The sequence below is a fragment of the Streptomyces sp. NPDC002671 genome (assembly GCF_053592475.1).
The window spans coordinates 26,126-46,084 of the sequence record NZ_JBSFVU010000018.1 but is presented as its reverse complement, the minus strand read 5'-3'; the positions used below and the strand labels follow the sequence as shown (position 1 = coordinate 46,084).

Here is a 19,959-nt window from a genome sequence, read left to right as displayed (position 1 = left end):
CGCCGGCGGGACACCGTACAGCGCCGCTCTGGCGGCGGCCCGCTCCCGGTGCCGCGGGCCCTATCCGATCAGGCTGTGCGTCAGCTTCATCAGGCGTTCACGCGCCTCGGTGTCGTACGCCTGCTCATGGGCGCGCGTATCCGTGAACTGGTCGAAGTAGCGCCCCGTGGTGGTGGCGAGTTCCGGGTCGAGGAGCAGGCGTACCGTCGGTCGGACGCCCTCGTCCGTGCTGGTGACCGGGGTGAGGCCGTACGCGCGGACGCCGTTCGTGTCCATCAGGTGGGCCGGGTGAAGGGCGTTCACCGTGACCCCGGTGCCTTGCAGTTCGGCAGCCAGCTCGAAGGTTGCCATGATCATGGCCAGCTTGCTTCTGCAGTAGGCGCGCAGGCCCTCGTAGTCCCGCTCCAGCATGACGTTGTCGAAGTCGATGGCCTCCTGGCCGATCGAGGCGACGTTGATCACTCGGGCGGGAGCTGAGGAGTTGAGCAGGGGCAGCAGATCGCGGGTGAGGGCGTAGGGGGCGAGGTGGTTCACCGCGAAGCGGAGCTCATGGCCCTGGTGGCTCAGTTCGCGTTTGAGTGGTTCGGCGCCGCCGCCCGCCACCGCGTTGTTGATCAGGCCGTCGAGGCGCGGCTCCGTCGTACGAATCCGGTCGGCCATCGCGTGCACCTGGTCCAGGTCGGACAGGTCGGCGAGGTACGTACGGATGGTGGCGTCGGGGGCGGCGGCCCGTGCTTCGGTGGCCACGGCCTCCAGCCGATCGCGGTCCCGGCCGTGCAGCAGGACGGTGCCGCCGCGCGAGGCCAGGTCGAGTGCGAGAGCGCGGCCCATGCCCTGGGTGGTGCCGGTGATCAAAGTGGTGCGCTGGGTCATGGCAGCCACTCTGGCAGTGCCCGGAGCAGGGTCGGGAGAGTGTGCCGGGCCTGGTGTTGTCACCACCAGGCTCGATCAGCGGCGGGCTGAGTGGCCGGTGAGCGCGCGGTCAGAACCAGTGCAGGCAGTGCGGCGGGCGCTCGGCGCGGAAGAGGGCGTCGGCGAGGGTGGCCGCGCCCGGGCGGTGGGCCCGGATGTGTCCGGCCCGCACGAGCGTGCTCGGGGCGGTGCCGCCGAGATAGACCGAGCCCAGGTCGCTCACGTTCAGGGACAGGTCGGGCTCCCGGTCCGTAGGGACGCACTCGGCCTTGCCGTCCCGGACGGTCAGCAGATAGCGGCCGTGCTCGCCGAGGAACGGGTCGTCGACGTCGAGGACGAGTTCGCCGTCCGTGAACCAGCCGCGCGTGGTCAGCGCACGCGGGACGTCCAGCAGTCGCACCCAGAGCCAGTCGGTGTGGTTGCTCAACTGGCCGGCGTTGAAGTCCGCAAGCTGCCAGCGCAGCGAGTGCTCGGGCGGGAAGTGCTTGAACACGACCTGGGTGACCAGGTCGTGTCCGAGCACGAACCGGGCCAGGGCCGTGTATACGGCGTCGTCGGCGGCGATGGTCTCGTCCACCGTCAGGGTGTCGGGTTCGCTGAGCGAGTAGCTGGCGTACCCGTCCGGGACGCCGTCGGCGTCCCGGTGGACGGCGACGTAGCGCTGCGCCGGAGAGACCGGGGGCTGCCCCGCACCCAGGGCCCACCAGCGGTGCGGCCGGGACAGCGCGCCGGGCTGTGCGCGGCGGTACCGGTCGTAGACCTCTTCCAGGATCTCGCCGCAGTCGGAGCGGCGCAGCAGCTCGACCGAGCCGGTGTCCGAGCCGGCCGCCGGGGCGTCGGCCGTTCCGCGCGCCCGGGGGAGGGTGAGGGCGGCTCGGTGGCGCGGCACCGTCAGCCGCTGCGTGTAGGTCGCCGGTCCGTAGCCGAACCTGCCGTAGATCAGGGCCTCGGAGGCCAGCAGTACGGAGAGGAACTCCCCTCGGGCCCGCAGCTCAGTGAGCTGATGCCGCATCATCGCGCTGAGCACGCCCTGGCGTCGGTGCGAGGGCAGGACGCCGACGCCGGTCACCCCGGCGGCCGGGGCGAGGATCTCACCGGGCAGGGTGAGTTCGAAGGAGTACGCACCGGCGGTGCCGACGGGCCGCCCGTCCGCCGTCGTGGCGAGCAGGTTGCGGTCCATTTCGAGCGCCGACCACCAGACCCCGCGGCCCTCGGTCGGGGTTTCCGGGAAGCGCGCGAACGCGGCATGGAGTGTGTCGACGAAGACGTCGAGGTCCTTGTCGGTCGTAGAACGGATCTCCATTGCCGCCGCTTCCTCCCCGGGATACTGGCACCACGACTCGCGGTGTCCCGCCACAATGCAGCGTTGCCCCGTGACCAGGTCAAGCGAATTACGGCCGGGCCCGCGGCGGTCACAGCACAGCCCGGTCCCCGGGGATGAGCTGCGGTGGTCGGGCTCGGCGACGGTGATCCCCGCCGTCGAAAAGGTTTACTGGTCCAACCAGTTGACCAGTGGGCCCGGCTCGTCCACCCTGAGCGCCATGACTCAGGGACTCATCCGGCGCGAGGCTGTCTCCGACCAGCTTTTCGCCCTGCTGCGGGACAGGATCCTCGGCGGGGAACTGCCGCCAGGTTCCGCCCTCAGTGCCGAACGGGACCTGGCGACCGAGTTCGGTGTGAACCGGCATTCCGTCCGTGAGGCCGTCAAACGGCTGCAACAGGCACGGCTGGTCGAGGTCAGCCACGGCGGCCGTACGCTCGTCCTGGACTGGCGGCGCACCGCCGGCCTCGACCTCGCCGTGGGGATTGCGGCGGCTGACGGCGGGCTCTCGGTGGAGGACCTGGCCCGGGACGCGCTGGAGATGCGGGCGTGCATCGGTGCCGACGCGGCGAGGCTGTGCGCGATCCGGTGCTCGGTTCACACCGCTGGGGAGATCGTCAGGGCCGCGCGCCGGTATGCGCGCACCGGGCCCGATCTGACCGAGCTGGGCGATGCGGATGTCGCTTGGTGGCGGCTGATCGTGGAGGGCTCCGGGAACGTCGCCTATCTGCTGGCCTTCAACAGCGTGGTGGGCGGCACACTCCCGGTCGTCGACGTGCCGGCCGACCTGCGGACCGCGGAACTCCTCGACGTCGAAGCCCATCTGCGGCTGGCAGCGCACATCGCGGCACGTGAGGCCGAGGCGGCCGAGCGGCTGGCGCGCGAGCTGCTGTCCCGCAGCGTGCCCGCGGCACCTCGGAAGGCGGTGCGCTGAGATGATCCCGACCGTGGTCTACGCGATACCGGCGTTCGTGCTCCTGGTCGTCGTGGAGGCGCTTTCCTACCGCTTCCTGCCGGACGACGATGACCGCGGGTACGAGTTGCGCGACAGCGTGACCAGCATGTCCATGGGCGCCGGCAGCCAGGTCATCGCAGTGCCGTGGAAGGTGGTGACGGTCGTGCTGTATGCAGCGCTCTTCACCGTCGCTCCCTGGCACCTGTCGCCGTCGTCAGTGTGGACGTGGGTGCTGCTGTTCTTCGGCGACGACCTGGCGTACTACGTCTTCCACCGCGCCCACCACCGGGTGCGGGTGCTGTGGGCGAGCCATGTGGTCCACCACTCCAGCGTGCGTTTCAACCTCTCGACCGCCCTGCGCCAGAGCTGGACGCCCATGACGGGCCTGCCCTTCTGGATGCCTCTGGCGCTGCTGGGCATTCCGCCGTGGATGATCCTTCTCCAGCAGGCGGTCAGCCTCGTCTACCAGTTCTTCTTGCACACCGAGCGGGTGGACAAGCTGTGGCGGCCGGTGGAGTGGGTCTTCAACACGCCATCCCACCACCGTGTCCACCACGGTTCGAACAACGTCTACCTGGACCGAAACTACGGCGGCATCCTCATCGTCTGGGACCGGCTCTTCCGGACGTTCGAACCGGAGGGCACGCGCGTGGTGTACGGCCTGACGAAGAACATCGACACCCACAATCCGCTGCGGGTGGCCTTCCACGAGTACGTGGCCGCCTGGCGAGACGTCCGCGCTGCGCGGCACTGGCGCGACCGTGCCGGGTATCTGTTCGGTCCGCCCGGCTGGGAGCCCAGGGCGAAGGAGGGGTGACGGCTGCCGCTGTCGTCGCCCGCGCCGCGTCGGCCGCTCTCGATGTCGCAGGCAGTGGTTGGACGAGTGGGGTGTGCCGGAGGGCCGGCCGTTTCAGACCGGCCCGAAGGGCGAGTACGACGGTGGCGCCGCGGTCGGCATCATCGAGTGCTGACTGGCGCCGCCACCGCCGCGCATCACAGCGTCGAGGTCGTCCCCTCCCCGGACGCGCTGCCCGCGACCCACTGGTCCCATCCCAGGTTGAAGGCCGCGTAGCCGTTGTCGGCCGGGGCCTTGGCACGGGGTGAGCCGGTGATGGTGACGGGGTCGCCCTGCTTGACCTGGCCGTAGAACCACTTGGCGTCCGACATGGACAGGTGGACGCAGCCGTGCGAGCCGCGGGCGCTGCCGCTGCCCGGATTGGGGTCGCCGGTCGAGTAGTGCACGTACGTGCCGGACTGGGTCAGGTGGACGTCCCAGGGCAGCGTCAGGTCGTAGTAGTTGGGGCTGCCCTTGTCGCAGCTGATGCCGACGCTGCAGGAGGTCATGTGAACCTTCTCCTGCTTGTCGATGACAGCCATCGTGCCGTTCCACGATGGATACTGAGCGCTGCCCGCATTGATCGACAGGGTGCGCAGCAGCTTGCCGTTCCGCGTCACCTTCATGGTGTGGCCGGTGACCGAGACGTCCGCACGCACGTCGTCGCCGATGGTGAAGGTGTGGGTGTAGCTGTGGACGCCGTAGCGTCCGTTGCCGTTGCTGACGCCGTTCATGTCAGCGTCGATCTTCACCTTCGTGCCGGACGGCCAGTACGTCTTCGGCCGCCAGTCGACGCGCTTGTCTCCCATCCAGTGCCAGGCGCCGACCACCGGCTGCGAGGCGCTCACCTTCATGTGCTTCTCCACCGTGGCCCGAGCCTTTGCCGCCACCGGGTTCGTGAAGATCACCGAGATCGGCATGGCCACGCCGACCGTGGTTCCGGTCTGCGGGGTGATCGTCTCGAGCAGCATCGGCGGACCCGCGGGCTTCGTCGGTGACGGGGAGGCGCTCGCACTCGACTTGCCCGGCGCCTTCGCGTCGTCCCCGCCCGCCTTGTCACTGCCGCCCCCGCCGCAGGCACTCGCACCCACCAGCATCGCACCCGTGACGAGTGCGATCCGTATGCTGCCCTTGCGCCGTCCCACGACCTGCCCCCACTCTCTCGCTCTTCGGCCCTGCCGGGCCCGACTTCCAGTCAGACAGTCAGGGGCGGGCCGCAGTTCCATGCATTGGGTAAAACATGTCTCAAGACTCGATGCGCATCGCCGGGTCGAAGGCGATGAGGGGCGCGACATCGCAGCCTCCCACCTTCTCTTCTGCCTGCTGACTTCGCTCGATCACGGCCGTGGTGTCCGCGCAGGAACCCGTGCGTGCTCCAGCTGGGGACAGCCGTTCTTGATCAGCCCAATCGGCGGGTGCGACGGGCGGGAGCTGCCCCGGGCAGCGTTCCGCGGCCGGTGGGCGGCGCCCGACCCCGAGCGCGACGCCAAGCTCGACCGTATCGAGCAGGTGCTGGAACGCTTCCCGGACCGGGTCTTCGCCTTCGACGAGTTCGGGCAGCTCGGGGTGCGGCCCATCGCGGGTTCCTGCTGGGCGAAGCAGGGCAAGCCCGCCGTCTGCCGGCCACCTGTCACCGAACCCACGGCGTCAGCTAATTCCACGGCTGCTACTCCGTCGGCGACGACACCCTCTGGGGCGTCAACCGCCGCCGCAAAGGCACCGTCAACAGCCTCACCGCCTTGAAGTCGATCCGCGCCGCCCGACCCGACGGAACCCCGATCCACATCAACCTGGACAACCTCTCCGCCCACACCGGTGCGGACGAGAAGGGCATCCGCCGGGGCGGACGGCCCATCGACTGCGCTGCCTGATTGCTCAATTCGCCGACGCTGACGGACCATGCATCGGCTCCGATTGCAGCAGCGGGACTCGCCTCGTGAGCGCGGCAGCCGGAAGCAGATTGTCCGGTTCGATGCCAGGGTCCGCCGTGACAGCGACGCCGGCTGTTTGAGCGTCGAAGCCGGTCGGCCAACCGCAGGTCCGCGCCGACGAACACGGCGCCCTGGGCACGGGCCTTGCGCAGGTTCGCCTCCCGCAGGTCCGCACTGGAGAAGTCCGCCGACCTCAAGTCGGCTTTGACCAGGCGTGCGCCGCGCAGATCGGCTTGCAGACAGCGGACCTGGTGGAGAATGGAAGTGCCGAGTTCGGCATGCCGCAGGTTGGCGGCGATCAGTGACGCCTTGCTCAGGTTGACCTGGTAGACGCTCGCCGCTTCCAGGCATGCGCCGTCGAAGTTGACTCCGTGCAGCCACAATCCGTCACAGTCGGCTCGGCGCAGGTCGGTCAAGCTGATGTTGAGCCACTCCGGACGGCGTTCCTGGCACAGGACCCCGAGGCAGGTCAGCGCCGTCTGAGCGTCCGCGGCGCGGGTCTCCAACGGGGGCACCGAGTTAATGGGCACGTCCACCGCCGGAAAGGCGGGTTCCTGCGGCGGCCAGGGAAGGTGTGTCCGCAGATACGCCGCCATGATGGAGACGACAGCCTCGCGGTCGCGGTCGGAGTGATCGGCAATCCGCCACAGTGCGTAGATGCCCCCGATCCGTACGTCCAGCTTGTCACTGCCGAGTTGGTCTACGGCCCGGCTGAAGCGATCGGTGATGTTCCCCTCTCGGGTTGCGTTCAGCCCGTCTTGGCTGACGCGCAGCTGCCGCCACGTGGCATAGGCGCCGAACAGGACGACCGCACCTCCGACCGCCTGCAGAAGCGTGGTGCGCACGTTGTTCACCGCGCTCACCCGGTCCGCTGCAGCGAGGTGGCCACCTGCGAGGTCGTGGTCGACTATCAGCCCCGGAAGAGCCAGGAGCACGAAACCCAGTAACACGGTCACGGCCAGTGCGGCCAGCGCCACAGCAACGGCACGAGTCAGGCGCCACCGGCCACGAACAGATCCCCCCATAGCCAGAGGATCCTAGAACAAGGCCGAACCCGGCGAACCTATGCGGTCACAGCACCAGCGTCTGCGCCACGCGGCATGATGCCGTGTTGTCCACTTGGTGCAGGAGTTCAAGGCGCGTCAGTTCGTCACCAGGGAAAGCGGTGAAGGCCCAGTCCGTCAGCGCCTGCAGCGCTCGGGGCGCGACTCCCCGGCCGCGCGCATGCGCCGCGGTCCAGTAGCCGACCTCGGCGGACGAAGTATCCGGGGTGACATGCTTGAGGACCACGTGACCGCTCAACTGGCCCTGCGCCTGCCTCCAGCCGTACAACGATCTTGTCCGTCGGTCGAGAGTATGTGGCCGCACCGGCTCTCAACGTTACGTCCGGCTGTCCGGCGGGGCCGTGAGGCTGTTGCGTCATCGAGCTGTCCGTACCCGCAAAGCTGTGACGGACCAGTCGATCACCGGGGCGAGGCGTTCCGGTGCCGGCCAGTCATTCACCATCGCGAGCAGCTGGAAGTACTGGTCCCTGCGGGGATCGCTCGCGGTCTCCAGACGGTGCAGCAACCACCGGTGCAGCTCGGCGTCATTGGGGCGGCCGTGGGCGAGCGCGCACTGAGCGGTGAGCGCCCTGACGACAGGATCGGCCTGGGACGAATCCGGGCTGATGCCACATGCCACGGCCGGTCCCACGAGATCACGGGCGACGGCGACCAAGTCCGGGCGCGGTGGCGTGGTGGCACTGTCGGGCAGGTCGGCCGCATGGTCTTCGACCAGGCGCCGCACACTTGCGCGGAAATCCGGGTCCAGGGACAGTTCGGCCAGCTCCACCCATGCCCTGACCTGCTCGTCTGTGGGGCTGTCGGGGAGCTCGGGCGTCATGGAGCGCCGAGCTGCGGCGTGGCGGGAGCCGCAATGGAGGCCTTCGAAGACGGTGTCGAGGAAGCCGTCGATCAGGCGTCGGCGTTCGGCCGCGGACAGTGTGGCCAACTGGTGCATGAGTTCCATCTCCTCGGGGGTGGGCTCGCGTCCGGCGGCGGCCGTCAGCACCGCCCGTCGCAGACGCAGGACGCTGATCTGCACGTCGAGTGCGGCGGCGTGTTCCGCGGCGACTTCGCTGAGTGTGAGTTCCTGGTCCACGACCCGCCGGATCATGCTGAGGCCGAGTCCCAGTTCTCGCAGCGTCCGCACGAGGGCAAGGCGAGCGACGGCATCTGGGGAGTAGCGCCGGTAGCCGGCGTGGGTGCGGTCGGCAGGCGCCACGATGCCGCGATCGGAGTAGAACCGGATCGTCTTGACTGTCAGCCCGGTGCGCTGGGCCAGTTCACCGATCGAGTAGAGGGTGCTGCCGTCCATGAGCTCACCTTCCTGTCTCCCCCTGCAGGAGACTCAAGTCTGCACCCCTCATCTCCACGATGACGGCGATGTTCTGCTCGTCGGCCTGCCGGTCGCGGCAAGAAAAACACGTTGGCCGGCCGCGGCCGGGCTGCGTCGAAGCCCCTGTTTCCCAAGCGGAGGACATTTGTCGGTTGCCCTGCCCCAACATGGCCTGCGAGGCGTGCGGACTGGCCGTGGCGAGCCGGATCGACGACTGCTCGCTCTGGCAGGCCGTGTGGCTCGCCCCGAACGCCGTGCGCCGCCACCCCGTCGACGACGTCGACGCCGCACCGCTCTCCTGCGGGGAGCTGATGACGGAGGGGACGGGCACGCCCCCGTTCGAGTCGATCACCAGGTGGGGATCGCGGCTGGGGCTGAACCACTGGTGGTCATGGAGCCCGCAGTGCGGGACGGCAGGCGGCCGGGCGCTCGCCCACCTGCCGGCGGCCTCGGAAGGCCGGCCGGTGACCGTCCCGGACGGCCTGATCGAAGAGGTGTTCCAACGCGCCCTCGACGCCCTGCTGCCCGCGGATCTGCCGGCGCGGCGCGCCGTCCTGGCCGGACCGGGGCTGCCCGCCCCCGACGCGGACGCCGACATACTCCTCGTGCCGACCCATCCGCAGACGGGGGAGACCCTGGACCCCGGTCGGCCCTGCCGCCTCGGCATCCTCCGCGACGACCCGCCCGCGCCGCGCCCCCGTTACCTGTTCCGGGCCGAACCGGGAGCGTTCCAGAACACCCTGGTCCGGCAGAAGGATTCTGTGGTCCGTGGACGCTGAGTGCCTGCTACCCGGCCCCTGTCCGCCCGGGTAGTCCTCAACTCGTGATCTTCACGGTGGGCGGGACGGTGATTGTGCACAGTCGTTTGGTGGCCCGGGTCAGGGCGACGTACAGGTCGCGCTCGCCCCCAGGGCGGGCGGCGGTGATCCCGTCCGGGTCGACCACGACGGCGGCGTCGAACTCCAAGCCGCGCGCCTGTGAGGCCGGCACCAGACAAGCATGCTGCTCGATCCCCGCAGCCGTGAGCTGCTCCGTCCTGTCATCGGCGCAGATCACCCCGACCAACTCGCCCGGGTACGCGGCGCCCTGCTCCCGCAGCTCCCGCACGAGGGCGGTGACGAGCGACTCCGGGGCCGCGGCGAGGGTTCGAGGCACCTCGCCGTGCCGGATCGATCGGATCGCCGGCCGGCCCGGGGCGATCCGGGCGAGCAAGTCCCCTGTGGCGGCGAGGATCTCCTGCGTGGTCCGGTAGCTGACGGTCAGGGTTCGCAGGTCGAAGCGCCGCCCGAGGTCCGGGCCGAGTGCCTCGTTCCAGTCCCGGGCCACTGTCGCCGGGCCTGCCTGGGCGAAATCTCCAACCAGTGTCATCGACCTGCCCGGGCAACGGCGCACGATCATCCGCCACTGCATGGCGGTGAGCTCTTGTGCCTCGTCGACGACGACGTGCCCGAAGGCGTGCTCAGGCGGGCCGTCAACGAGGCTCGCCGCCTCGTCGAGAAGCGGCACATCAGCGTCCGTCCAGGGCGCACCGGGCGTTCGCCACAGCAGGGTCCGCTGGTCGTCGGTGAACTGCCGCAGGTACGCGGCCAGCGCGTCAGCATCCGTCAGCAGGGCGCGGACCACGTCGCCGGGCGCGAGCCGCGGCCACAGGTCTTCGACGGCCTGATCGAGCAAGGCATCGTCCAGGAGGTCGGCGCGCACGGCGTCGGCGTCGAACTCGTCGGCACCTGTGGCAGGCGCGTCGTCAACACCGAGGCGGCGCAGGTCCGCTGCCACAGCCCGGTCCAGGTCGAGGCCGGTCAGCTGCGCGACCTGAGCGTCGATAAGTTCAAGCGCCTCGGCGCCACTGCGGGCAAGCTCACGGACGATGGCGTCGACCAGCAGCTCCTTGAACAGCCGACGCGCCCGGTTGTGCGCGAGACCACTGGTCTGCGCCGACTCCCGCGCTTGTGCGACATCCCTGTCCCGCAGACGAATCCACTCCTGCCCGACCCGGACGTCGAAGTCGCCGCCCGGGGCCTGCCGTGAGCGGACCACAGCGGCCAGCCCGTCGGCCAGTGCGGCACTGCCCTTCAGGCGCGCCACCTCGAAGGGGTCCGCGGCGCCCGGCACGACGCCGGCCAGTTCCTCGCACGTCGCCAAGACGACGTCGTTCTCCCCGAGCGAGGGCAGGACCTGGCAGATGTAGTCGAGGAAGCGCGCGTTCGGCCCCAGTACGAGCACGCCGCGCTCTGCTGCCTTCGGGAACGCGTACAGCACATACGCGGCGCGGTGCAGCGCCACAACCGTCTTTCCGGTGCCCGGACCACCCTGCACCACCGTTACCCCGCGGTGCGGCGACCGGACGATCGTGTCCTGCTCGGCCTGGAGCGTGGCAACCGCCGCACCCATCCGCCCCGTGCGCCTTTCCTGGAGCGCCGCCGTCAACGGGCCGTCGCCGACCACGTCCTGTCCGGTGGGTGCGGAGCCGTCAAGCAGCTCATCGCTCACCCCCACCACGGTGCGGCCCGCCAGGCGCAGATGGCGGCGCCGCCGCAGCCCCATGGGATGAACCGGCGTCGCCTCATAGAAAGGCCGCGCGGCCTCGGCCCGCCAATCCACCAGCATCGGCAGCTCGTCCGAGTCCCTGTGCAGCCCCAGCCGTCCGATGCGCAAGACGGTCCGGTCCGCCAGGTCGATCCGGCCGAAGACCAACCCGTCCTCGGCCCCCTCCAGTCGACGAATCTCCCCCGCCAGCCGCCCGGCCGCCACCTCCCGTTCGTACGCCTCGGTCGCACCATCGGGCGGCGACGCGAGCACACGCGCCAGCTGCGCCCGCACCCCGGCCAGCCGCTCATCGAACAGCTCGCCTATGACGGACACCTGAACTCGCTCAAGCTCCACCTCGCGCGCGGCGCCATCGTTGATCTGCGACAAGAAAAGGCCCTCCCGTTTAACCCGCCAACCCGCCACTATTTCGAGGCGCCACTATGCAGACGGATTCCGGAAAAGTAAATCTTGACCAAACCAGGTGGAATGTGACCTCCGACGCGGCACCACGCCCGCCTGCGGTTCCGGCATCGAATCCCGCTTGCTCGCGCCGCCCCGCCGCCTGGGGCGGGAGGAAACCCCGAGAGCGAGTGGAGTGGGAGGGGAGCCGGTCAGGACTCTGTGTGTGACGGATGCGCGGTTGGCACAGCCGCCCCGCGATGCTTGATGTTGATGGCCGATGCCTTGGCCATTGCCACGGGGTTCAAGAAACGCAGCGGACCGATCAGGCGGGATGCAAACAGATACATGTGCCGTGCCATCGACTCATCGCGTGCTGCCGCCGAAAACATCAGCCGTTCCAAGGGATTGAACGGACGGGCCTTGGCGAAGTCGGCGGCCAGGTACTGGTGACCGCGCAGCCGGCGCCGGTGTGTGCGTGCGTACACCACGAGCGACTTGTTGAGGTCGCCCCGACCGGTTGCGGCCGAGGCGACCGCCTCTGCCAACCATTGCGCGGACTGCAGAGCCCACCCGCATCCCACTCCCCAGAGGGGATCGCCGGTCAGGGCGGCGTCACCGATCAACGCGACGCCCGGTGCGGTCGGCTCGCGGCTGAGAAGCGGGTAGTTGACAGTGCCGGTGATCTTCGTGATGCGTTCGGCGGAGTCGATGGGCGGTGCCTCGGGCAGGGCCCGGACGAATTCGAAGAAGCTGCCCTCCAGGTCTTCCCGGAAGGCAGGCAGCCGCTTCTTGTCCGGGAGCACCGCGATGACCGTCACCCCGTCGTCGTTCGGAAACGCGTACGCCATGTCGGGCTCGAGGAACCAGGCGTGACCGATCCCGCCGTGCAGCGGAAGATTGCGGAAGTGCGCGAGATAGCCGAACCGCGTGTTCTCGTGCAGCCGAGCAGGCACCCCGGCGAACTTCGCTACGGCCGAGTCCTTGCCATCGGCGCCGACCACCAGGCGGGCCCGGATCTCACGCTCGCCCTGTGGTGTCGACGCGCGCACCCCCAAGGTTCGCCCATCTTCCCGGACCAGCCCGGTCACATGGTGACCGAGGAGCAGATCGACGCCAGGGGTCTTTGCCGCATGGGACCTGATCAACGGGTCGAGGGTGCTGCGCCGAATGTTGTACGCGTACGGTAGCTCGGGTCCCGCCGACGCGGCCCTCGGCTCGATCCATCCCCAGCGGGTGTACCAGCGGGCCTCGTTGCGAACGGCTCCCGCCTTCTCGAGAGCGGGGATGAGGCCGAGTTCGTCCAGCACCGGGTAGGCGCTGGCCTGGATGGAGTGGGTGCACAGCACCTTGTACGTTTCGGGGTCCGAGCGGCGTTCCAGCAGTGCGACGCGGACACCGCGTCGAGCGAGCAAGATCGCCGCGGCGCTGCCGGCGAGGCTGGCTCCGCTGATGACGACGTCGTAGTCGTATCCCGCGCTCTCAGGCTTGGTCATGCGCTGATCGCCCCCTTCGGGGTGTGGTGCCGTTCGTGGGAGTGGTGCAGTGCCACTGCTGTCAGGACCATGACCAGTTGTCAAGAGTTGTGGATCGGGTGATGTGTGATCAGGCTGCGGCGGCCTTTCCACGGTTTCGGCCGGGGCGCCGTTCTCGATCGTCGCGCCGGAGCGGACCAGCGCGACCAGGTGGGCCCCGGTGATCGCCCGTCGGCGTTCCTGGGCGGACTCCACCAGCTTGAACACCATCGCCAGGACGGCAGCCGGGCCTTCGATCGCCTTCTCCGCGTGCGCGCGGTCCTCGGCGTTGCAGATCTCGTGCATCGCCTTCGTCGCACCCGGCTGCGAGGACTTCGGCAAGGCATTCGTGGCCCGCAGACCGAACGCGGCGAAGGGGCAGGCGACGGAGGCACCCGGGCACACAGCACCCTGCATGACTGGCTCGCCTCCTGGGCCGCATGGGTAGGCGCCAACTCGCCATTCCACGCGCAACTCGGCCCCGTCACCTGGAGATCCATCGCCCTGCAACTCTCGATCACGCGAATCTACGAGTAACCCCCGAGAGGCCAGATCGCCTGAGACATTGAGCAGATCGGTCCAGATCATGTGAGACAGGGGCCAGATCGACCGTGACGGGACACGGGCGTTGTCCCGTCTCAGTCGATCTGGTTCGGCTCTGCCGTTTCGCACTGGCAGGTCTCGTTAGGATCTTCTGGTTATGGACGTGATTGCAGGGAACGAGATGATCTCCATCCCGCCGGGGCAAGTGACGCTGTCGGACCGGCGAACGCAGCGCAGATGGTCGGTCGAGCTTGCGCCCTACCAACTCGCGGCATTCCCGGTCACCCAGGCGTTGTACGCCCAGATCACAGGCCAGCGGCCGAGCACCGCCCATGGCGACCAGTTGCCCGTCGAGTGCGTCTCCTGGTGGGACGCGGTGCGGTTCTGCAACGCACTGTCCCAGCGAGACGGGTTCACGCCCGCGTACCACTTGCGTACGGACGGCGAAGGTGTCGAGTGGAATGCGTCCGCCGACGGGTACCGGCTGCCGACCGAAGCCGAGTGGGAGCACGCCTGCCGTGCCGGTACGGCTGGGCCGCGATACGGGGAACTCGACGAGATCGCCTGGTACCGCGGTAACTCGCACGAGCGCATCCACGACGTGGGCGGCAAACGCCCCAACCCGTGGGGGCTTTACGACATGCTCGGCAACGTCTGGGACTGGTGCTGGGACGTCTACGACGCCGAGGTCTACGGCACCTACCGGGTGCTCCGTGGCGGTGGTTGGTTCGATGAGCACTGGAGTTGCCGGGCCTCCGCGCGGCGCCGCAGCCACCCGACCTTCCAGGTCGACGACGTCGGATTCCGCATCGCGCGTTCCCTCGTGTGACGACCGGTCTGCGTCCGTCCTCAGATGCAGTGGCCGCTGAGACGCGGACCAGATCGACGGCGACGGGACAGGCGTTGGTGGAACCATTGTGAAACGCGCGAGTGTCTCGTCTCAACTCACATTGCCACTGCCTCAGGTCTGGTTGCCGGAAGGGGTTTCGGCCACCAGGGGTGGTCGGCCGTGCGGGCAGCGGGCGCTCAGGTGCAGCGGCGGTGGGCTGCGTGGCCGCCGTTCAAAACGCCAGCTCTCCGACCAGGACAGCTCGTCACGACGAAACGGAGACGGGAACGTCGGCGACCATGCACTGGCCTGCCAGCCCCACGATCCGCATGATCAACGTCACGTGATTCCCCGCCCCTCGCGGTCACGATCATTGCCCAAGGGGGATGCTGACCGCGTCCGGCGCACTCTCGATCGGCCCATCAGACCACCGGCGGCCCCGCTTCGATGCGGCGCAGTACTGGGGACAGGCGGTCCAGGTCGGGGCCGGTCTGGACCTGCCGTTCGTCCCACCAGGTGGCGCCTGCGTCGTGCAGCGGACCGATCACGTCCCTGGCCTTTGCCGCGTCCAGGGGCGTGGCACCGCCGAGCACGAACTCGAAGGGGCGCTCGGCCTCTGCCGCACGGTGCTTGCGTACGTAGCCGACCAGTTCGCGTACCTCCGCCACATCGGGCACATGTCCATGCCGGGCCGTCTCGAAGAGTGGCACCGCGCCGTCCCACCGTGCTGCCCGCCGCATGGGCGGGCGACGCGGCCAGAACCCGCCGATCCACACCGGCGGACCGGGCCGCTGCACGGTGGCGGGCAGCAGTGTTACGTCCCGGACCTCGTAGTGCCGGCCGTGGTGGTTCACCGGCTCTCCGGACCAGAAGCGGCTCAACACGTCCAGCCCCTCGTCGAGCCGCTCGGCGAGGAGACGTGGCTCGGCGACGTCGCCGAAGCTGCGGTATTCGTCCTCGATCGGACCGCCCAGGCCGGCGGCGAAGATCACCCGGCCGCCGCTGAGGTGGTCCAGGGTGGCCACTTGGCGGGCGAGTTGCTGCGGGCGGTAACGGGGGACCGGCGTCAGCAGGGTGCCCAGCCGGATCCGTGAGGTCGCGAGCGCGGCTGCGGTCAGCAGCATCCAGGGGTCTCCGAAGGGACGCCCTTGGTGCTGGCGGTGCAGTACGTGGTCCCAGACGAAGAGTCCGTCCCAGCCGGCCTGTTCGGCGGCAGCCGCCACGGTCGCGACGTTACGGGGGTCGGCGAAGTCACCGAAGTTGGGGATGTTGATGGAGAAGCGCATGCCAGCAGGATGCGGGGCTGGCCGTGAAGGGGCAACCAGATTCAGATCCAGGCGGTTTCCCAGCAGGCAGTCAACGGGCGCAGGACCGCGCACGCTCCATCGGGATCCCCGAACTGCAGTCGGACTGGCAGGACTGACCCGTCGGGCTCCACATCACGAGCGGGACCCGACAGCTGCTACAGCTACCACCGGTGTCGATACCCCCGCCGGAACAGGAAGGGCCTCACGAACCGCGTACATTGAGGCGCCCAAGGACTGAACAGCCCCGTAACGAGGGTGTACTGCTCGCTGCACGGGCCGATCTGCAAGGAGATCCAGCATCTCTCGTCGTGTTGCTGTCTACGGAGCCGGGTCCTGGGGAACCGCTTTCTCTCTCGTGCTGGCCGACGCCGGGTGCGAGGTCACACCATGGGGCCGTCGGGCGGAGCTGGTCGACGCCATCAACGCCACCCGCATCAATCCCGATTACCTGCCGCAGACGACACTGCCGGCGACCGTACGGGCGACGGCCGACCCGGCCGAGGCCACGCGCGGCGCCGACATCGCCGTCTTCGCAGTCTCGGCCCAGAGCGCCCGCGGACTGCTGGAGGCCTGGTCACAGCTGTGGGAACCGCACACGGTGTTCGTATCGCTGATGAAGGGCATCGAACTGGGCACCGGCAAGTTGATGAGCGAAGTCATCGCCGAGACGACCGGCGCGCGACCCGACCGGATCGCCGTGGTGTCCGGGCTCAACCTCGCCGGGGAGATCGTCGCCAGAAAGCCGGCCGCGAGCGTCGTCGGCTGCCCGGACGAGGGTACGGCAGCTCTCATCCAGGCTGCCTGTCACACGCCGCACTTCCGGCCGTACACGAACACGGACGTGATCGGCTGTGAGCTCGGCGGCGCCATCAAGAACGTCATCGCCCTGGCCGTCGGCGTCACCGATGGTATGGGACTCGGAGACAATGCCAGGGCAGCGCTGGTCACCCGCGGACTCGCCGAGGTGACCCGGCTCGGCGTCGCCATGGGCGCCGACCCGCTCACCCTCGCCGGGCTGGCCGGCATGGGCGACCTGGTGGCCACCTGCTCCTCCACGCTGTCGCGGAACCACACCTTCGGCGCCCACCTCGGCCGGGGCCTTTTCGCACCCTTATGTCACGCACTGTCAGGGCGCCCGCCCGTGAACGCAGTCCCATCGCCACCGCCCTTGAAGGCCGTCGTACCCGAGGGGCGGCCTCCAACGGCCTCAGCCCGTGGGGCGGCAGATGACCTCTGCGAGGATGTGCTGCGGGATGTCACTGGCGTTGTAGGTAGGCTCGGGTGGACCGGCCGAAGGTCGAGGGGTACGAGGCGAAGAGACTGACGCGCTCGCCAACGTACCGGCCTCTGCCGACGGGACCCTCGCCTGGCTTGCAGTACGCACCTGAGGAGCCGCTTGTGTGCCCCTGCGGCTTGTCGAGCAGGCCCAGGCGCCTCAGGCCGCCCAGTCGTTCCTGTCAGTGATCGAGTTGGGTCGCCAGGAACTGGCCGCGGTCGGCCATGGCGCCGGACGGGCACTCCACCCTCGCATAACCGAGCTGCCCCGCCGGTACGCTCCCCGAGCGGCTGCACGCCGACAACGCCTACGACCTTCCCGACCTGCGGCAGTGGCTGCACAGCCAGCGCATCGGCGTCCGTATCGCTCGCGAGGGAATCGACTCCTCCGAGGTGCAGCTGGCTTGCCGCAGGGCCACATCGGAATCCGGGTGGGGGCGACTGCGGCATCGTCGTAGTCGGTCCATCCTGTAATGCTGGCTGTCAGCCGCATCGGGGCGCCCCGGGGAGGCGGTCCGGTCGCCCGTCACTGACCTGACAGAGCCGTAGGTGGCGTCCGGCCGGTTCAGGAAGGCGCGCCGGCAAGGACTTCCACCTTGCCGGTGTCGAGCGAGTAGTAGGCGCCGACCACGGCAAGAGCGCCCTTTCCCGCGAGGGGTGCGAGGTCCTGGTTGGACCGCAGATCGGTGGCGGTCAACCTGACCTGGGCACGGGCCATGGTCTCGACCGGGTCGGCGCCGCCTTCCCGGACTGCCTGATCGTATGCCGGCTGCAGAGCCTTGACGATCGCCTGCAGGTTGCCGGGCAGGGGTTTGCCGTCACGAAGGGATTTGTACGCCGCTTCGATGGCGCCGCAACGCTGATGCCCAAGGACCACGATGAGCGGGGTGCCACTGGTCACGGGCCCGTACTCGACAGAACCAGTGACCACCGGGTCGACCGCCTCCCCGCCCGTGCGCATCACGTAAAGATCACCCAGCCCGGTGTCGAAGAGGAGTTCAGGCGGCACTCGGGAGTCGATGCATGAGAGGACCGACCCAAAAGGCTCTTGCTCCTGGGCCACGAGCTGACGCCGGTTCGGATCCCGGTCGGGGTGTTGAAGGTCTCCGCTCACCCAGCGCTCGTTGCCTTCCATCAGTCTCGCGAATGCTGCGGAGGGTGTGGTCGGGCGCGGGCTCGGCCTCGGGCTCGGCGAAGCGCTGGCCGCTGCCGGGGAGGCTCTCATCGATGAGCACCCTGAGAGCGCGGCGGTGGCGCTCGCAAGTCCGCCTGCGAGCAGCGCTCTACGATCCAGACGTCCTGCTCTGTACATCGGTCGTTCCCCTCGATACCGCTCAGACACTTCCCTGTGTCCTGACCAGGGAAATTGTTCACCGTGGTGCGGGTGGCACGGAGCAGGCGCAAGCGGGCGGGCATTACGTTGCCACAGACGGCCCACAGGCCGTCTCGGGCGGTGGCGTGAGTGTGTGAGCCGAGACCCCGCCCTGCCCGAGCGGAGCGGGAGCAGGGGGCGGTTGCGGCGGCCCGTGCGGGCTACCGGATCCAGAGTGGCGCATTCCTCCTTCATCGGTGGCCTGTGCATCATTCAAACGTTTATCGATGGTTGCCACTCTCGCTGCAGGCTGGTGCACCGACCGCGCTTCCAAGCCGATCCACATTTGAGTACGCCGAGAGGATCAGCCATGCCAGATATGACTGGAGGAGCCGCGCCCAAGAACCTCGTCGGGGACGCAGACCCTGACGAGACGGGGCCCGTTGCCGAAGAAGTTGTCGAGGAAGCTTCGTCCGAGGAAGCTGCAGCCCAGGAAACCCCCGACACGGAGGGTGAATCGAACGGCGAGTAGTCCTCGCCGACGGCGGCTGACTGCATCACTGGTCGGCCGCCGTTCGCTCGCCGCCTTTTCCCCCAGGAGGGCTGGACGGCAGTGGAGTCGTCTCGCCGGAGCCCCCGGTGGTTCCGCCGGTCTGGCCTCGAACTTCCTACCCGCCATCTGCGGGGTCGGGTATGTGCAGGGGGGCGCGATGACTGCCCGGGAGCAAGAGTGTCGGGAGCGGGTGCGGATGGAGGCTCGGCCGTCCTGGAGTCAGTGGGACCGCCGTCGCTGCCCGGCTCAGTCAGCGCCAGTTCGCCCAGTTCGCGCCGTTCGGTCCCGGCTTCGTCATCCCCGGCTATCGCGGCGACCTGGCCGGCCTGGTTGGAGTCGTACGGGGCCGGCAGGCGGCAGGCTGCGAGGCGCCGCAGGCCCGCGTCGGGGGCCGCCGCCCGGGCGATGGTTCAGGGTGCGGTGAACAGGGTCGGGAAGCGGGGGGCCAGCCATGGGCGAGGGCCCCAGGCGAGGACCTGCCCCTGGGCGATGGCGCGCCAGGGATTGAGCCGGCCCAGCGCGATGAGCAGGAAGGCGATGGGATCGAGCAGGATGGTGCAGTCCGCGCGCTGCGGTGGCGCCCCCGGGGTCACCTGCACGGCGCCGTCGGTGAGGGACACGCCGAACGCCTCGCCCCCGCGCAGCCGGATCCGGTAACGGGCCGTGAGTCCGGCCGTGGCTGCGGGGTCCGCGACACGCGGCATGACCGAGAGCATGAACGGCATGCACAAGCCCGCCCGTGCCCGGTCGACCATGTGCGGGCGCTTCAGGGCGCGAGCCAGATCGTATCCGTGGCCGAGCATGTGCGTGAGCAGGTACGACGCGAGAACGGACCGGTTCATCACGCCCAGGGGAGTGGCTGGTGCCGGGCCGTCGGCCGCGGTGCGCGACAGAGCGTCCAGGAACGCCTCGGCCTGCTCCGCGATCATCTTCGCGAGAGGCTCCGCCCGGCGCTCCCCGAAGACGGTCAGGGACTCCGCGTTGGCCCCGGCGAGGCTCTGGGGCGTCCCGTCGCCGTAGGGGCGCTCCCGCCCGGCTGCCAGGTCGGCCATCAGTTCGTTGGCCATGGCCAGGTGGGCGGCGGCCTCGCCGACGGTCCACTCCGACCCCGGTACGGCAAGCGCCGTGTCGCTCGCGCTCCGCACCAGCGTGGCGATCTCCGCGGCGGTGTCCCGGATCGCCTGTCCCAGCCCGTCGGGCAACGGCCACGAGCCGTCCTGCCGTACCGTCGTGTGCACGTTGCTCGCTCCACTCCCCACCCGCCAGGGCACGCCCTACGTGCCTGCGGCGCTGGTACCCAACCAGACTCGGGGGCGCGCGGCAAGTCCCCCGCGCCCCCCGCTTCGGTCCTGGTGCTCGGCGGCT

14 protein-coding genes and 4 pseudogenes are annotated in these 19,959 nt (G+C 69.3%); 6 read left to right on the top strand and 12 right to left on the bottom strand.

Annotated elements, in window-relative coordinates; genetic code table 11:
- Positions 1 to 60: 60 nt before the first annotated feature.
- Both ACWD35_RS26480 and ACWD35_RS26475 read right to left on the bottom strand, forming a co-directional pair.
- Positions 61 to 873, bottom strand: coding sequence for an SDR family NAD(P)-dependent oxidoreductase (locus tag ACWD35_RS26480; RefSeq protein WP_451353785.1), 813 nt, complete (start codon positions 871 to 873; stop codon positions 61 to 63).
- A gap of 109 nt (positions 874 to 982) precedes the next feature.
- Positions 983 to 2,215, bottom strand: a complete 1,233-nt coding sequence (locus ACWD35_RS26475) for a GNAT family N-acetyltransferase (protein WP_451353784.1) — start codon at positions 2,213 to 2,215, stop codon at positions 983 to 985.
- Positions 2,216 to 2,453: 238 nt separating this feature from the next.
- Here ACWD35_RS26475 and ACWD35_RS26470 point away from each other — a divergent pair, with 238 nt between their 5' ends.
- Positions 2,454 to 3,167 carry a FadR/GntR family transcriptional regulator gene (locus ACWD35_RS26470; protein WP_451353783.1) on the top strand — a complete coding sequence of 238 codons (714 nt, stop codon included), beginning with the start codon at positions 2,454 to 2,456 and terminating at the stop codon, positions 3,165 to 3,167.
- A gap of 1 nt (position 3,168) precedes the next feature.
- A complete protein-coding gene (locus ACWD35_RS26465; protein ID WP_451353782.1) occupies positions 3,169 to 4,005 on the top strand; it encodes a sterol desaturase family protein in 837 nt (278 codons plus the stop codon).
- A gap of 176 nt (positions 4,006 to 4,181) precedes the next feature.
- Here the strand turns inward: ACWD35_RS26465 and ACWD35_RS26460 are convergent, their stop codons facing one another.
- Positions 4,182 to 5,168 carry a L,D-transpeptidase gene (locus tag ACWD35_RS26460; RefSeq protein WP_451353781.1) on the bottom strand — a complete coding sequence of 329 codons (987 nt, stop codon included), beginning with the start codon at positions 5,166 to 5,168 and terminating at the stop codon, positions 4,182 to 4,184.
- Positions 5,169 to 5,487: 319 nt separating this feature from the next.
- On the opposite strand from ACWD35_RS26460, the pseudogene ACWD35_RS26455 reads away from it, so the two are divergent.
- A pseudogene (locus ACWD35_RS26455) lies at positions 5,488 to 5,846 on the top strand (IS630 family transposase); the annotation flags it as partial.
- A gap of 251 nt (positions 5,847 to 6,097) precedes the next feature.
- On the opposite strand, the pseudogene ACWD35_RS26450 reads toward ACWD35_RS26455, so the two are convergent.
- The 3 genes and pseudogenes from ACWD35_RS26450 to ACWD35_RS26440 all read right to left on the bottom strand — a co-directional run.
- Positions 6,098 to 6,550: pseudogene (locus tag ACWD35_RS26450) on the bottom strand (pentapeptide repeat-containing protein); the annotation flags it as partial.
- 490 nt (positions 6,551 to 7,040) lie between these two features.
- Positions 7,041 to 7,322, bottom strand: a pseudogene (locus ACWD35_RS26445) (GNAT family N-acetyltransferase); the annotation flags it as partial.
- Between the two features lie 51 nt (positions 7,323 to 7,373).
- A complete protein-coding gene (locus tag ACWD35_RS26440; RefSeq protein ID WP_451353780.1) occupies positions 7,374 to 8,312 on the bottom strand; it encodes a MerR family transcriptional regulator in 939 nt (312 codons plus the stop codon).
- Positions 8,313 to 8,485: 173 nt separating this feature from the next.
- Between ACWD35_RS26440 and ACWD35_RS26435 the strand changes: the two genes are divergently transcribed.
- On the top strand, positions 8,486 to 9,112 hold the full coding sequence (locus ACWD35_RS26435; protein WP_451353779.1) for a hypothetical protein: 627 nt from the start codon (positions 8,486 to 8,488) through the stop codon (positions 9,110 to 9,112).
- 37 nt (positions 9,113 to 9,149) lie between these two features.
- Here the strand turns inward: ACWD35_RS26435 and ACWD35_RS26430 are convergent, their stop codons facing one another.
- The 3 genes and pseudogenes from ACWD35_RS26430 to ACWD35_RS26420 all read right to left on the bottom strand — a co-directional run.
- Complete coding sequence (locus ACWD35_RS26430) at positions 9,150 to 11,249, bottom strand: HelD family protein (protein WP_451353923.1); 2,100 nt, start codon at positions 11,247 to 11,249, stop codon at positions 9,150 to 9,152.
- Positions 11,250 to 11,473: 224 nt separating this feature from the next.
- Complete coding sequence (locus ACWD35_RS26425) at positions 11,474 to 12,757, bottom strand: NAD(P)/FAD-dependent oxidoreductase (protein ID WP_451353922.1); 1,284 nt, start codon at positions 12,755 to 12,757, stop codon at positions 11,474 to 11,476.
- Positions 12,758 to 12,883: 126 nt separating this feature from the next.
- Positions 12,884 to 13,126 (bottom strand): annotated as a pseudogene (locus tag ACWD35_RS26420) (hypothetical protein); the annotation flags it as partial.
- A 349-nt stretch (positions 13,127 to 13,475) separates the two neighbouring features.
- On the opposite strand from ACWD35_RS26420, the gene ACWD35_RS26415 reads away from it, so the two are divergent.
- Entirely contained in the window at positions 13,476 to 14,147 is a 672-nt protein-coding gene (locus ACWD35_RS26415; protein ID WP_451353778.1) for a formylglycine-generating enzyme family protein, read from the top strand.
- Positions 14,148 to 14,569: 422 nt separating this feature from the next.
- Here ACWD35_RS26415 and ACWD35_RS26410 read toward each other — a convergent pair whose 3' ends face one another.
- On the bottom strand, positions 14,570 to 15,433 hold the full coding sequence (locus ACWD35_RS26410; protein ID WP_451353777.1) for an LLM class flavin-dependent oxidoreductase: 864 nt from the start codon (positions 15,431 to 15,433) through the stop codon (positions 14,570 to 14,572).
- Positions 15,434 to 15,752: 319 nt separating this feature from the next.
- On the opposite strand from ACWD35_RS26410, the gene ACWD35_RS26405 reads away from it, so the two are divergent.
- Positions 15,753 to 16,778, top strand: a complete 1,026-nt coding sequence (locus ACWD35_RS26405) for an NAD(P)H-dependent glycerol-3-phosphate dehydrogenase (protein WP_451353921.1) — start codon at positions 15,753 to 15,755, stop codon at positions 16,776 to 16,778.
- 516 nt (positions 16,779 to 17,294) lie between these two features.
- On the opposite strand, the gene ACWD35_RS26400 is transcribed toward ACWD35_RS26405, so the two are convergent.
- Positions 17,295 to 17,864, bottom strand: coding sequence for a carbonic anhydrase (locus ACWD35_RS26400; RefSeq protein ID WP_451353776.1), 570 nt, complete (start codon positions 17,862 to 17,864; stop codon positions 17,295 to 17,297).
- 1,140 nt (positions 17,865 to 19,004) lie between these two features.
- On the bottom strand, positions 19,005 to 19,832 hold the full coding sequence (locus ACWD35_RS26395) for a maleylpyruvate isomerase family mycothiol-dependent enzyme (protein ID WP_451353775.1): 828 nt from the start codon (positions 19,830 to 19,832) through the stop codon (positions 19,005 to 19,007).
- Positions 19,833 to 19,959 lie beyond the last annotated feature (127 nt).